Source organism: Curtobacterium flaccumfaciens, assembly GCF_018598405.1.
GTDB classification, from domain to species: domain Bacteria; phylum Actinomycetota; class Actinomycetes; order Actinomycetales; family Microbacteriaceae; genus Curtobacterium; species Curtobacterium aurantiacum.
The window spans coordinates 299,334-311,003 of sequence record NZ_JAHEWS010000001.1 but is presented as its reverse complement, the minus strand read 5'-3'; the positions used below and the strand labels follow the sequence as shown (position 1 = coordinate 311,003).

Annotated in this window: 15 protein-coding genes; 7 read left to right on the top strand and 8 right to left on the bottom strand. The window is 72.1% G+C overall.

Annotated features, from left to right (window positions below):
- Positions 1-26: 26 nt before the first annotated feature.
- Positions 27-884 (bottom strand): alpha/beta fold hydrolase, encoded by an 858-nt coding sequence (locus KK097_RS01575; protein ID WP_214543471.1) that lies wholly within the window; start codon positions 882-884, stop codon positions 27-29.
- 86 nt (positions 885-970) lie between these two features.
- Between KK097_RS01575 and KK097_RS01570 the strand changes: the two genes are divergently transcribed.
- Positions 971-1,603 (top strand): TetR/AcrR family transcriptional regulator, encoded by a 633-nt coding sequence (locus KK097_RS01570; protein ID WP_214543470.1) that lies wholly within the window; start codon positions 971-973, stop codon positions 1,601-1,603.
- 72 nt (positions 1,604-1,675) lie between these two features.
- Here the strand turns inward: KK097_RS01570 and KK097_RS01565 are convergent, their stop codons facing one another.
- Positions 1,676-2,251 (bottom strand): TetR/AcrR family transcriptional regulator, encoded by a 576-nt coding sequence (locus KK097_RS01565; RefSeq protein WP_214543469.1) that lies wholly within the window; start codon positions 2,249-2,251, stop codon positions 1,676-1,678.
- Positions 2,252-2,300: 49 nt separating this feature from the next.
- Here KK097_RS01565 and KK097_RS01560 point away from each other — a divergent pair, with 49 nt between their 5' ends.
- Both KK097_RS01560 and KK097_RS01555 read left to right on the top strand, forming a co-directional pair.
- Positions 2,301-3,167 (top strand): SDR family oxidoreductase, encoded by an 867-nt coding sequence (locus KK097_RS01560; protein ID WP_181433254.1) that lies wholly within the window; start codon positions 2,301-2,303, stop codon positions 3,165-3,167.
- A 35-nt stretch (positions 3,168-3,202) separates the two neighbouring features.
- Positions 3,203-3,916, top strand: a complete 714-nt coding sequence (locus KK097_RS01555; protein ID WP_214543468.1) for an SDR family oxidoreductase — start codon at positions 3,203-3,205, stop codon at positions 3,914-3,916.
- Positions 3,917-3,941: 25 nt separating this feature from the next.
- On the opposite strand, the gene KK097_RS01550 is transcribed toward KK097_RS01555, so the two are convergent.
- Positions 3,942-5,345 carry a hypothetical protein gene (locus KK097_RS01550; protein WP_214543467.1) on the bottom strand — a complete coding sequence of 468 codons (1,404 nt, stop codon included), beginning with the start codon at positions 5,343-5,345 and terminating at the stop codon, positions 3,942-3,944.
- A gap of 138 nt (positions 5,346-5,483) precedes the next feature.
- Between KK097_RS01550 and KK097_RS01545 the strand changes: the two genes are divergently transcribed.
- A complete protein-coding gene (locus KK097_RS01545; RefSeq protein ID WP_214543466.1) occupies positions 5,484-6,206 on the top strand; it encodes an SDR family NAD(P)-dependent oxidoreductase in 723 nt (240 codons plus the stop codon).
- Between the two features lie 16 nt (positions 6,207-6,222).
- Here KK097_RS01545 and KK097_RS01540 read toward each other — a convergent pair whose 3' ends face one another.
- The 4 genes from KK097_RS01540 to KK097_RS01525 form a co-directional block, all read right to left on the bottom strand.
- Positions 6,223-7,185, bottom strand: coding sequence for an AraC family transcriptional regulator (locus KK097_RS01540; RefSeq protein WP_214543465.1), 963 nt, complete (start codon positions 7,183-7,185; stop codon positions 6,223-6,225).
- Positions 7,186-7,247: 62 nt separating this feature from the next.
- Positions 7,248-7,682, bottom strand: coding sequence for an F-actin-capping protein subunit alpha (locus KK097_RS01535; RefSeq protein WP_214543464.1), 435 nt, complete (start codon positions 7,680-7,682; stop codon positions 7,248-7,250).
- Entirely contained in the window at positions 7,679-7,870 is a 192-nt protein-coding gene (locus KK097_RS01530; RefSeq protein ID WP_214543463.1) for a hypothetical protein, read from the bottom strand. Before KK097_RS01530 ends, KK097_RS01535 begins: the two co-directional genes overlap by 4 nt.
- Positions 7,867-8,085, bottom strand: coding sequence for a hypothetical protein (locus KK097_RS01525; RefSeq protein WP_214543462.1), 219 nt, complete (start codon positions 8,083-8,085; stop codon positions 7,867-7,869). Before KK097_RS01525 ends, KK097_RS01530 begins: the two co-directional genes overlap by 4 nt.
- A 245-nt stretch (positions 8,086-8,330) precedes the next feature.
- On the opposite strand from KK097_RS01525, the gene KK097_RS01520 reads away from it, so the two are divergent.
- The 3 genes from KK097_RS01520 to KK097_RS01510 all read left to right on the top strand — a co-directional run bounded on the left by KK097_RS01520 (position 8,331) and on the right by KK097_RS01510 (position 11,137).
- A complete protein-coding gene (locus KK097_RS01520) occupies positions 8,331-9,023 on the top strand; it encodes a DUF6766 family protein (protein WP_307858398.1) in 693 nt (230 codons plus the stop codon).
- 129 nt (positions 9,024-9,152) lie between these two features.
- Positions 9,153-10,496 (top strand): sensor histidine kinase, encoded by a 1,344-nt coding sequence (locus KK097_RS01515; RefSeq protein WP_214543461.1) that lies wholly within the window; start codon positions 9,153-9,155, stop codon positions 10,494-10,496.
- On the top strand, positions 10,493-11,137 hold the full coding sequence (locus KK097_RS01510; RefSeq protein ID WP_214543460.1) for a response regulator transcription factor: 645 nt from the start codon (positions 10,493-10,495) through the stop codon (positions 11,135-11,137). The genes KK097_RS01515 and KK097_RS01510 overlap by 4 nt, the downstream gene beginning before the upstream one ends.
- An 83-nt stretch (positions 11,138-11,220) precedes the next feature.
- On the opposite strand, the gene KK097_RS01505 is transcribed toward KK097_RS01510, so the two are convergent.
- Positions 11,221-11,616 carry a MerR family transcriptional regulator gene (locus KK097_RS01505; RefSeq protein WP_214543459.1) on the bottom strand — a complete coding sequence of 132 codons (396 nt, stop codon included), beginning with the start codon at positions 11,614-11,616 and terminating at the stop codon, positions 11,221-11,223.
- Positions 11,617-11,670: the final 54 nt, after the last annotated feature.

Genomic DNA, 11,670 nt, shown 5'->3' with positions numbered 1-11,670 from the left:
GGTCTGGGGGTCTGGGGGACGGGGGGCTACTGGCCGAGCAGGTCGCGGACCGCGTCGACGACGGCCGTCCGGTCCTGGGAGACGACGCCGTGCCCGGCATCGGGGACGATCCGCACCGAGGCGTGTGGGAACCGATCGCGCAGGACGTCGACGTTGGTGACCGGGACCATCCGGTCGGAGTCGCCGTGCACGAGCAACGCGGGCCTGGTGAACCCGGACGGCGTCGGCACGAGGGGCCGATCGCCCCACCGGCGGACCGCGCGGAGTTGTGCCCGGAACACGGCTGGGCTGATCGCACGGTCTCGGTCCGCACGCGGACGGGCGAGTCGTGCCCGGTAGGCGGCTGCGGCACGGCGTCCGGTCGGTGTCCTGGTGAAGAACAGCAGGGTCGTGGGATCGGTGGCGGTGACGAGTCCCCGCAGGATCGTGCGGACGACGACACCTGTCATGTGTGCGAGACCGGGCCCGCCAGCCGGTCCTGATCCGGCCAGCACGAGGTGCTCCACGAGGCCGGGGGCGCGCTCGACGATCTCCTGCGCGACCATCCCGCCCATCGACAACCCGAACAGGTCGATCCGGTCGAGACCGAGTGCCCGGATCGCTGCGAGGGCATCGGTGGCCATCTCCTCGATCGAGTCGCGGGCGCGTCCTCCGGCGCCGCCGACTCCGCGGTAGCCGAGCAGGACCACGCCGCCGTGCTCGGCGAGCGGCTGGACGAGCTCGGGGTCGAAGCTGTCGAGGTTGGCGGCGAGGTGCGTCAGGACGACGAGCGGGGTGCCCGCGGTGGTGCTGCCGAGCGTGCGGGCCAGGACGGTCCCGCCCGGGACGCCGATCGCGCGGGTCGTCGTCGACCTGGTGCGCTCGGTGTGCGGTTCGTCGTCCATCGCCGTCCTCGTCTCGTGTGGTGCGCCTCGGGTTATCCGAGTATGCTCAATAATGAGCACACTCAGTAACGTTGTCAAGGAGCGCGATGGATTCCACCCTCGGTCGGCGGGAACGCGGACGGCAGGACAAGACCCGGCGCATCCTCGACGCCGCACGCACCCTGTTCCTGGAGCGGGGCGTCAGCGGTGTCACCACGCAGCAGATCGCCGACCGGGCGGACGTCGCCGTCGGCACCCTGTTCCGGTACGCGGCGACCAAGGCCGAGCTGTTGATCATGGTGCAGAACGAGCGGTTCGCAGCGGCGATCGACGACGGTCTCGTGGCGGTCGCGGCCGCCCCCGACGATGCCGATGCCGTGCCGGTCGTGCTCGCGCTGCTCGGACCGGTGGTGCGCTGTGTCCGGGAGCACCCCGAGAACGGCCGGACCTACCTGCACGAGCTGGTGTTCGGCGATCCGGCAGAACCGAACCGGCACCGCGGACTCGCCCTGGCCCAGCGTCTCGAGGACGGGGTGGCCGCGGTGCTCGAGCGGCACGCCCGGGTCACGACCGTCGACGCCCCGGTGCTCGCCCGGGTGGTCACCGCCGTGCTGCACATCGGGCTCACCGCCACCGTCCACCAGGCATTGACGACCGAGGAGCTGCTGCAGGACCTCAGTGCCCAGACCACCGCGGTCCTCGGGCCCGCGCTGCGAACGAGTGGGCGTGCAGCACGGTGAGCACTGCGCTCGGGGGTGAGTCCGGTGAGTCCGGTGAGTCCGGTGAGCCCGGTGAGCCCGGTGCCGCCCGGTTCAGGGCCGTTCTGCGACGAGCTGGACCAGCGCGGCGACCACCTCGTCCGGCGTCGTCTGCCACATCTGCGGTGACAAGTGTCCACTCGCGTCCATGCTGGCGATCCCGTGCGCACTCGTGAGCAGCATCGCGCCGTAGAGGTGTGCTCGCTCGGTGCCGACCACGTCACCCACGATGGCCAGGAACTCGGCCTGGGCCCGCGCTGCAGCGGCGATGGCTTCGTCCGGGTCGTTGGCCGGCAGGGTGAACATCATCCGGTAGACCTCCGGCTCGTCCTTCGCCACCGTCATCAAGGCCTCGAGTGCCGCCCGGAGGATGGCCTCGGACGACCGGTGTCCCCCCGCCCCGATCTGTGCGAGCTCCTCGGCGATGCGGTCCCAGCTCTCGGCGCCGACCGCGGCGAGCAGGCTCTCCTTGTCCGCGAAGTGCCGGTACGCGGCACCACGGGACACCTGGGCTCGGTTCCCCACTTCGCGGAGGGTGACACGCTGCGGCCCGCCCTCGTCGAGCAGCGACCTGGCGGCGTCGAGGAGCGAACGGCGCGTGATCGCAGCGGATTCTGCTCGGCTGACCATCCCACGATCATACAGTTGACAATGTCATCCGAAGTGCTACGTTACCCAGATGACAACGTCAACTGAAACTGGTTCGCTCTTCGTCGTGACCGGAGCCTCGACCGGCATGGGTGCAGCGACCGTCCGTGCGCTCGCTGCCCGGGGCCACCGTGTGCTCGCCGGTGTCCGACGGCCCGAGGACGGCCACGCCCTGCAGTCCGCGACCGTGCGCCCCGTCATCCTCGACATCACCGACCCCGCGCAGATCGCGGAACTCGCCGCCGTGGTCGACGCGGACGGTCACCCGCTGGCAGCCGTGGTCAACAACGCGGGCATCGCGGTGAACGCGCCGGTCGAGGTGCTCCCCATGGACGAGTGGCGGCGCCAGTTCGACGTGAACTTCTTCGGCCACATCGCCGTGACGCAGGCCCTGCTGCCCGCGCTGCTCCGGAGTCGTGGTCGTGTCGTCATGATGAGCTCCCTCGGAGGTCGCTTGGCCCAGCCGACCTACGGCGCGTACTCCGGGTCGAAGTTCGCACTCGAGGCCGTCAGCGATGCACTCCGCCGAGAGCTCGCGGCAGACGGCGTCGGAGTCGTGATCGTGGAGCCCGGAGCAGTCAAGACCGAGATGGTGGGGCGCGGTGGCACGACCGCGCGGCGCCTGGCCGACGCGATGACTCCGGACCAGCAGCGTCGGTACGGCGGGCTGATCCACGCGATCCTCGCCCAGTCGGACACCTTCCTGCGCGACGGGGTCACCGCTGCCGTCGCGGCGGAGACCATCGTGACTGCTGCGACCCACCCGCGCCCGAAGACCCGGTACACGATCGGGCGTGACGCGGCGCTCCTCACCCGTCTGGCCCGGATCCTCCCGGACCGTGCCCTCGACCGCGTGCTCGCCCGCGCACTCCGCCCGCTGTTGCCGTCCGCCCGCTGATCATCGTCCTCCCCACTCGACAGGAAGCAGACCCCATGCCCTCCCTCAACGACGCCGTCGTCCTGGTCACCGGAGCGAACGGCGGGATCGGCACCGAACTCGTCCGTGTCGCGCTCGAACGCGGCGCCGCCAAGGTCTACGCGACCGCACGCACACCCCGCGACTGGGACGACCCTCGCATCGTGCCGCTGCGGCTCGACGTCACCGATCGTTCCTCGATCGCGGCCGCCGTCGCCGCAGCCCAGGACGTCACCGTCGTGATCAACAACGCGGGCGTCCTCCCGCCGACGGCGAGCATGCTCGACCTGGACGAGCGGGACCTGCGGCAGGTGATGGAGAGCAACTTCTTCGCACCGGTCCAGGTCGCACAGGCGTTCGCACCGCTCCTGGTCGCGGCCCGCGGCACAGCACTCGTCACCATCCACTCCGTCGCCAGCTGGCTGGCGTACGGCGGCTCCTACAGTGCGTCGAAAGCGGCACTCTGGGCTGCCACCAACGCCATCCGCCTCGAACTCGCGCCGGCTGGGGTGCTCGTGACGGGCGTGCACGTCGGGTACGTGGACACGCGGATGGCTGCGCACACCGACGCCGCGAAGACGTCCCCGGCAGCCGTCGCGGAGATGGTGCTGGACGGCGTTGAGCAGGACGAGTACGAGGTCATCGCAGACGACCTGAGCGCGCACGTGAAAGCGAACCTGGGAGCACCGATCGAGGTGCTCTACCCCGAGCTCGCCCGCGAGACGCCCTGACCGACGGCCCGGCAGGGCGAGCCCGTCAGATGTCGAGCACCCCGTCCACCGCGTCCGACCGGTCGGCGATGTGCCCGGTGGCGATCTCCTCCTCCAGGTGCACCGTGACGTACGTCCAGTCCTCCACGTGCCCGGTGTCGTCGAACACCCGGTAGCGCCGGCGGAGCCGCAGGTACGGCACGGCGCGGTGCTCGAACGACACCACGAGCTCGGTCGCCGGCCACTCCCCCTCGACGGTGACCTCGACCGCCCGGTAGTCGCTCGCCGACCGGCGGGGCTCGGGGTGGTCGCGGGTCCACAGGATGCCGGGCTGGTCGAGGGCTTCGAACACGGCCACGAGGTCTGCGACCGCGCGCTCCCGTGCGGCAGCGTCCAGGTCGTGCAGCGGCCAGTGCGCGCCCTCGACGTCGGTCAGGTCGAACCGCTCCGTCCACGGAGCGAGGGCTGCTTCCAGGCGCTCCCGTTCGTCCTCCCACGACGTCTCGTCCTCGTCGCTCGCGGGGCGGGACGGCAGGTCCTCCGTGGTCACGGAGGCGGGCAGGCCGCCGGTCACGTCGAGGTCGACCTCGCGGGAGACGTAGACGACGCTCCGGAACACGGACGCGTCGGGGTCCCGTCGCGGACCGGTTGGTGCGTACCGGATGGTGAGCACCGAGCCCGAGCGGCGGACGTCCTCGACCAGGTGGTCGACGGCGATCGTCGTCCGGCTGCCGTCGTTGCGGACGAGCACCAGTTCAGTCGACGGGGTCTGCAGGGGCGGAGCGGGTTCCGCCTGCGGTTCAGGCGGCGGGACGAAGCCGCCCTCGACGCCGCCGAAGCTGACGCTCCAGTACCGGGGCCCATCGTCGTCATCGTCGTCCAGCAGCTCGGGGTCGTCGTCCTCCGGCTCGTCGCCGGCCGCCAGCGTCGCCGCCCACTCCTCCGGCGACGGCCAGAACGGCTCCGACGGCGCCCACGGCAGGGTCTCCGGGTCGACGCCGTCGAGCGGGTCGTCCGAGTCCTCGTCGTCCTCGACTGCCTCGTCGTCCTCCGGATCCCCGAGGCCCTCGTCCTCGTCCTCACCCATCCACATCGACGCGTCACGTGGGTCGCCGATCCACAGCCCCTCGACGTCCGCCCCAAGCACCCGTCGATCCCCGAGGTCGACCGCGCACGTCACCCCGGTCGGCGTGACGTGCACGGCCGTCCGCGACTCTGTGTCGAGGTCGCCTTCAGCGTCCTCGCGCGACACGTAGACCACCCAAGCGCCCTCGTCGGTCGCGAAGACCCGGACCTCGTCGACCGCACCGTCCGGCAACGGGGCGTCCGGCCACGTCACCCACCGCACGTCGTCGCCCGTGACGACCGCCGCGACCGGCCGTGTGGCGTCCGGCACGATCGTCGCGTCACCGACGCCGACGGCGTTGATCGGCTCGAGGAAGCTGCTCATGCAGCGACCGTACCGCGGCCCTGTGGCCGGGCCGTGAACAGCCGGGAGGCTCGTGGCGGGCCCGCACCGCGCCTCCCGTCCGCCCGTTGCCGGTCCCCCTGCCGGACCCGCCGCAGCGGTCGGGCGCATGATGGGCGGATGGCACGCATCCTCGTCACCGGATCCACCGACGGCCTCGGGCGGGGAACCGCCGACTCGCTGCTCCGCAGCGGACACGACGTCGTCGTCCACGCGCGCAACCCGGCCCGCGCCGAGGCGGTCGCCGACCTGGTGGAGCGGGGCGCCGAACTCGTCGTCGCCGACCTGGCGGACCGCGACGCCGTGATCGCCACCGCCCGGGAACTCGACGCTGGCACCCCGCTCGACGCCGTCGTGCACAACGCCGGCGTGATCTCCGGCCGTTCCCTGGTGCCCGTGAACGTCGTGGCGCCGTACCTGTTCACTGCGTTGCTCCGCTCGCCGGAGCGGCACGTGTACCTGAGCAGCGGGATGCACCGGGGCGGCCGTCCGCGCCTTGACACCGTCGACTGGACCGGCGCTTCGGAGACGAACTCGTACTCCGACACGAAGCTGTTCGTGACGGCGCTCGCCGCCGAGGTGCCGCTCCGACGCCCGGGCGTGCTGAGCAACGCCGTCGACCCGGGCTGGGTGGCGACCAAGATGGGCGGGGCCGGCGCTCCGGACGACTTCGAGCTCGGACACCGCACGCAGGAGACACTCGCGACCGACCCGGACCAAACCGCGACGTGTGGTTACTGGTTCCACGGGGAGCGGCAGGAGCCGCACCCGGCGGTCGCCGACCAGAGGTTCCGCACCGAACTGCTCGACGCGCTGGCGACGGCCACCGGCGTCACGCTCTGAGTCGCGCGCACCGCCGTCAGGAGCGGCGGAGCGTCTCGCTGGGGTACTCGCCGTGCTGTTCCGCGTACGCCCCGGAGAAGCGGCCGGCGTGCGCGAAGCCCCAGGCGCGGGCGACGTCGGCGACGTTGGTGGTGGCCGGGTCGGACGCCAGCAGCTCGGTGCGGATGCGGTCGAGGCGCACCGAGCGGATGTAGGCGTTCGGGGACATGCCGAGCAGCCGCTGGAACGCGGCCTGCAGTGCGCGGAGGCTGAGGTGCGCCATCTGGGCCAGGTCGGTGCTCGTGATCGGCAGGTGCGCGTGCTCGTGGACGTACTCGACGGCCTGGCGGATCCGACGGTGCTGCGGCAGCAGGAGCCCGGGCGGCAGGTCGGCGGTGGCGCGGGGGTAGAGCTCGAGCAGGGAGACAGCGGCCAGCCGGCACATCTCGGCCTGCAGGAGCGGGGACGCCTGCCGGTCCAGCGTCGTCGACGAGATGAGCTGGACCGTCTGTCGCCACTGTCGCACCGCGTCGTCGTCGATCTGGGCGGTGTGGTCGAAGCGGCGGAGCGACAGCCCACGCTCGGCGGCGACCGCCTCGACGGCGGCACGGTTGACCTGGACGAGCCGTTGGTCGTAGTCCTCGAAGCGGAACGTGAACGCCTCGTTCGGCCACATCTGCGGCCGACCCGGCACGAGGTGGATGGCGCTCCCGCCGTCGCCCAGGATGCCGAGCCCGCGGGTGATCCACTGCACGACGAAGTCGTCGCCGGCGGGCATCTCTCCGGTCAGACGTCCGCCGAAGTGCACGGCTCGGAGCGTCATCGTCCCGTCGCCGGCCGCCGTGTAGCGGTAGTCGAAGTCGTCACCCGTGGTGTCGGCGTGCCACGCGATGCCGTCGTACGCCGTCGCGAGCGTCTGCTTCGCCGCCGCGAGGTCGGTTCCGCGTTCGTCGACGCGGATGCGGTCGGGCCGCTCAGGTTGCTCGGTGTGGTCGTCCATGGTCGCTCGAGCAGTAGTTTCACACCGCCGTTCGAGCACGGCGCACCATTGTCCAGAACGGGTCAGAAGAGCGCTTCGCCCTCGTACACCGCGAGCAGCATGGCCGCTGCCGTGCGGGCCGTCCTGGCCGGCTGCGCGGACCGGTGGACCGCTGCTCCGACCCGGGCACCCTGGACCAGGAGCGTCAGCGCCTGGCCGAGGTGCACCGGCAGCGCGGCGTCGGCACAGCGTTCCGCGATGTGGGCCTCGACCTGCCGGAGGTGTTCCTGCACGAGGTCCGGATCGCTGTCGTCGTCGCAGTGGGGCCGACCGCTCGTGCCCTCGCGCTCGAGGTGGTCGAACACGGCCAGCACCCGGTCGCGGGGGTCCACGAACTCGGCTTCCCGCGCCAGGAGCCCCTGCATCCACTCCCGGTGCCGGGACCGGACGGACTCCGCGACGAGCTGCCGCACGGACGGGGCGGGCAGCTGCTCGACCACCGCGGTCGTCGTGCTCACGCGGTGACGAAGAAGTCCGCGTACGTGGGGTCCGCCGGTACGCCCCGTACGACGCCGGCCAACCGCCGTTCGACGATCGCGTCGAGTTCGGACGGCGGTGTCATCCCCCGCCGGTGCCACTCACCCGGTCGGCCGCGGAGCACGTCGAGGAACGGGTCACCCGGGACGTGACGGCTCGCCGCGCTCATGCGCCGAGGCCGATCACGACGACGGCCGCGGAGGCGGCGGCTGTGACGGAGACGATGCCGGTCGTGGTCGCGGCGACCATCAGGGCGCGCGTCCGGGCCTGCTCGCGGACCTCGGTGAACGGGCTGCGCTCGGAGACGCAGCGCGCCCGGCGTGCCACGGCGGTCCGGGCGTGCCTCGGCTCGAGTCCGGACTCTGTGGTGGTGAACGTGGTCATGGTGCCCATTCCTCTCTGTGTCCTCGCCGCTGCCGGCGACCCGGTCGATCGGGCTGGGGACGACGGTAGGTCGCGCTCCGCCGCGGTCACGGACGAGCGCGGGCCCACGGCGAAAGTCGGACAGCCGGGATGCGGAAGGTGTCCGGAACCGGCTGCGGCACCAGCGCGATCCGGCCAGGACACTCCTGCGAAGGCGTTCGTAGCGCCCGGACGAGGATGGCGGCACACGACGAACGGAGGACCGGGTGACCCTCGCCCTGCACAACGGACCGAGCGGATGGCAGCGCGTGCGACGGCACGGCCTGCTCATCGCGAACGTCGCCGTCTTCCTCGTGTGCTTCGTCGGCATGGTGTTCGCCGGGTGGCGGGTCTCGGTCGAGGAAGCGCTCCAGCACGGCCAGGCCGTCGAGTCGCTCTGGGGGTTCCTGTCGAGCGGGGAGTTCGCCGAGGCCACGTTCGAGAACTGGGAGAGCGAGTTCCTGCAGATGGGCGCGTACATCGTGTTCACGGTGTTCCTGTTCCAGAAGGGCTCGAGCGAGTCCGAGCCCCTGGACGAGGAGAGCCCGCAGGACGAGGACCCCCGGGAGCACGCCGACGACCCGCGAGCTCCGTGGCCGGTCCGTCGGGGCGGGATCGTGCTCGTGCTGTACGAGAACTCGCTGCTGATCCTGTTCGCCGTGCTGTTCCTCGCCAGTGTCGTGGGGCACGTGATCGGTGGCGCTGCGGCCTACAACGAGGAGCAGCTCGAGCACGGCGGCAGTGTGATCTCGGCGTGGGGCTACCTGGGGACGAGCCAGTTCTGGTTCGAGTCGATGCAGAACTGGCAGTCGGAGTTCCTCGTCATCTCGGTGATGGTCATCGCCACCGTGTCCCTGCGGCAGCGTGGGTCGAGCCAGTCGAAGCCCGTGGCGGCGCCGACCGAGCAGACGGGCGCCTGACCGGACCCGGCTGACGACGATCGCGGGCTTTCCCCACCGACCACGGGGGCCAGCACCGGTGTGCGGGACGACCCCCGCGGCGAGGCTGGTGTCGGGCAATAAGCTCGTCACCGACACGAAGAGGTCCGCATGTACACCGCCGTCGCCACCCCGGGCGAACCCACCACCGTCCCCCGGTTCCGACCGTTCCGCGCCGTCGCCGACGCCAGCACCTGGCGGGCGTACGCGTTCCACGTGGCGCACCTGCCGATCGCGATCGGGGCGCTGGCCTGGTTCGTCGTCGTGCTGGCCGTCGGCATCCCGGTGTCGCTGACCTGGGTCGGCCTGGTCGTCGCCGCGTTCCTGCTCGGCGGGTCGAACTGGTTCGCCGCGATCACCCGCCGGATGTCGGCCGCGCTGCTCGGGCAGACCGTCGTCGCTCCAGCACCGCCCCGGCGTGCGTCGACGCCGCTCGGCACCGCGTTCGCGCGGCTGTCGGACGGCCCGACCTGGCGGGCGTTCGCGTACCTGCTCGCCGGGTTCGTGCTGACCACCACCACGTTCGCCGTCTCGACCGCGGTGCTCGTCAGTGGTCTGGGCGCCATCACCCACGCGGCGTGGGGGCACTTCCTGCCGGCCCAGGAAGGTGCGGACGGCGAGCTCCACCACGGCGCGCAGTTCTTCGGCGTCTTCGTCGACACTCCGCCGCTGCAGGTCGCGTTCGCGGCGCTGGGCCTGCTCATCGTGCTGTTCCTCTGGCCGGCCGTGAACCACGGGCTCGCGGCGCTGCAGCGGGTCGTCATCCGGTCCCTGCTCGGTGCCACGGCCCGCGACCTGCGGCTCCGCCAGGTCACGGCATCCCGCGACGCCGCCGTGCTCGACGCCGACACCACCCTGCGGCGCATCGAGCGCGAGCTGCACGACGGCACGCAGGCCCGGCTCGTCGGCCTCGCGATGACCCTCGGCGACGCCCGTGACCGTCTGCAGACCGGCACCGACCCGGACGCGGTCACCGCACTGGTCGACCGGGCGCACGCCTCGACCAAGGAGGCACTGGTCGAGCTCCGCGCCCTGGCCCGCGGGATCCACCCGCCCGTCCTCGACGAGGGGCTCGAGGCCGCACTGGCCTCGGCGTGCTCCCGGACGCCGTTCCCCGTCGCGCTGTCCGTGGACCTGCCCGTCCGGCCGTCCCGCGTGGTGGAGGGGATCGCCTACTTCGGCGTGCTCGAGCTGCTGACGAACGTGTCGAAGCACGCCGGCGCATCGGCCACCGCCGTCCGGGTCGGCATGCTCGGCACCGACCTGCTCGTCGAGGTCGAGGACGACGGCCACGGCGGCGCGCACGTCGCCCTCGGGACGCCCGACGGACACGGCACCGGACTGGCCGGGGTGCTCGAACGCCTGCGCGCCGTCGACGGCGACCTGCAGGTGGACAGCCCAGCCGGTGGCCCGACCCGCGTCCGGATGCGCATGCCGAGCGGAGCCGAACGGTGAGGATCGTCGTCGCCGACGACAACACGATCGTGCGGGAGGGGCTGACGTCCCTGCTGCGCGGTCGGGGGCACGAGGTCGTGCCGGTGTCGGACGGCGACGCCGCGGTGGCGGCCGTCGCGCACGGCGAGGTCGACGTGGTGGTGATGGACATCCGGATGCCGCCGACGCACACCGACGAGGGCGTGCGCGCGGCGATGCGGGTGAAGGACGTCCGGCCAGACGTCGGGGTGCTCCTGTTCTCGCAGTACGCCGAGGCCCAGTGGGCGCGGGCCCTGCTCGACGTCGCGACGGTCGGGGTCGGGTACCTGCTCAAGGACCAGGTCGCCGAGGTCGGTACCTTCATCGACTCGCTGCACCAGGTCGCCGCCGGCAACGTCGTGCTCGACCCGGAGGTCGCGGCCGCGCTGGTCCAGGCGCCGCGTGCCACGAGCGGTCCGCTCGACTCGCTGACCGCCCGCGAGACGGACGTGCTCCGCCTGATGGCCGAGGGCCGGTCGAACGCCGCGATCGCGGACACGCTCTTCCTGTCCGGCGGGACCGTCGAGAAGCACGTCACCGCCGTCTTCACGAAGCTCGGGCTCGAGGCGACGCCGAACGAGAACCGGCGGGTGCTCGCGGTCCTGCGGTTCCTGGCGGACTGAGCGGGGCCCTGGACGGGCCGGAGGGCGGACGGGAGGCCCGTGGCGGGCCCGCACCGTGCCTCCTGTCCGTCCCGTCCCGCGTCTCAGGCCGCGACCGGCTCCGCAGGTCGCTCGCGCAGCGCCGGGCAGTGCTCGGCGGTGGGGTGCTCGGTGATCGCGATGACCTCGTCGAGTCGCCCCCTCGCCGCCTCGAGCTCGGCCAGCTGCGCGGTGATCCGGTCGCGCTCGGCGATGAGCAGGGCGAACGACTCCGGTGTCGACTCGCCGCGGTCGACGCACGGCAGCAGCTGCACGATCGTGCGGCTCGCGAGCCCGGCCGCGAACAGCTGCTGCACGAGCTGGACGCGCTCGACGGCGGTGTCGGCGTAGACCCGTTGCCCGCTCGGGGTGCGCGACGCGGTGAGCAGCCCCTGCTCCTCGTAGTACCGCAGCGAGCGGACGCTGACGTTCGTCTCGGCCGCGAGGTCCCCGATGCGCATGTGTGCTCCGATCCGGGCTTGCCCCTGACATCGATGTGAGGTCTTAGCGTAACC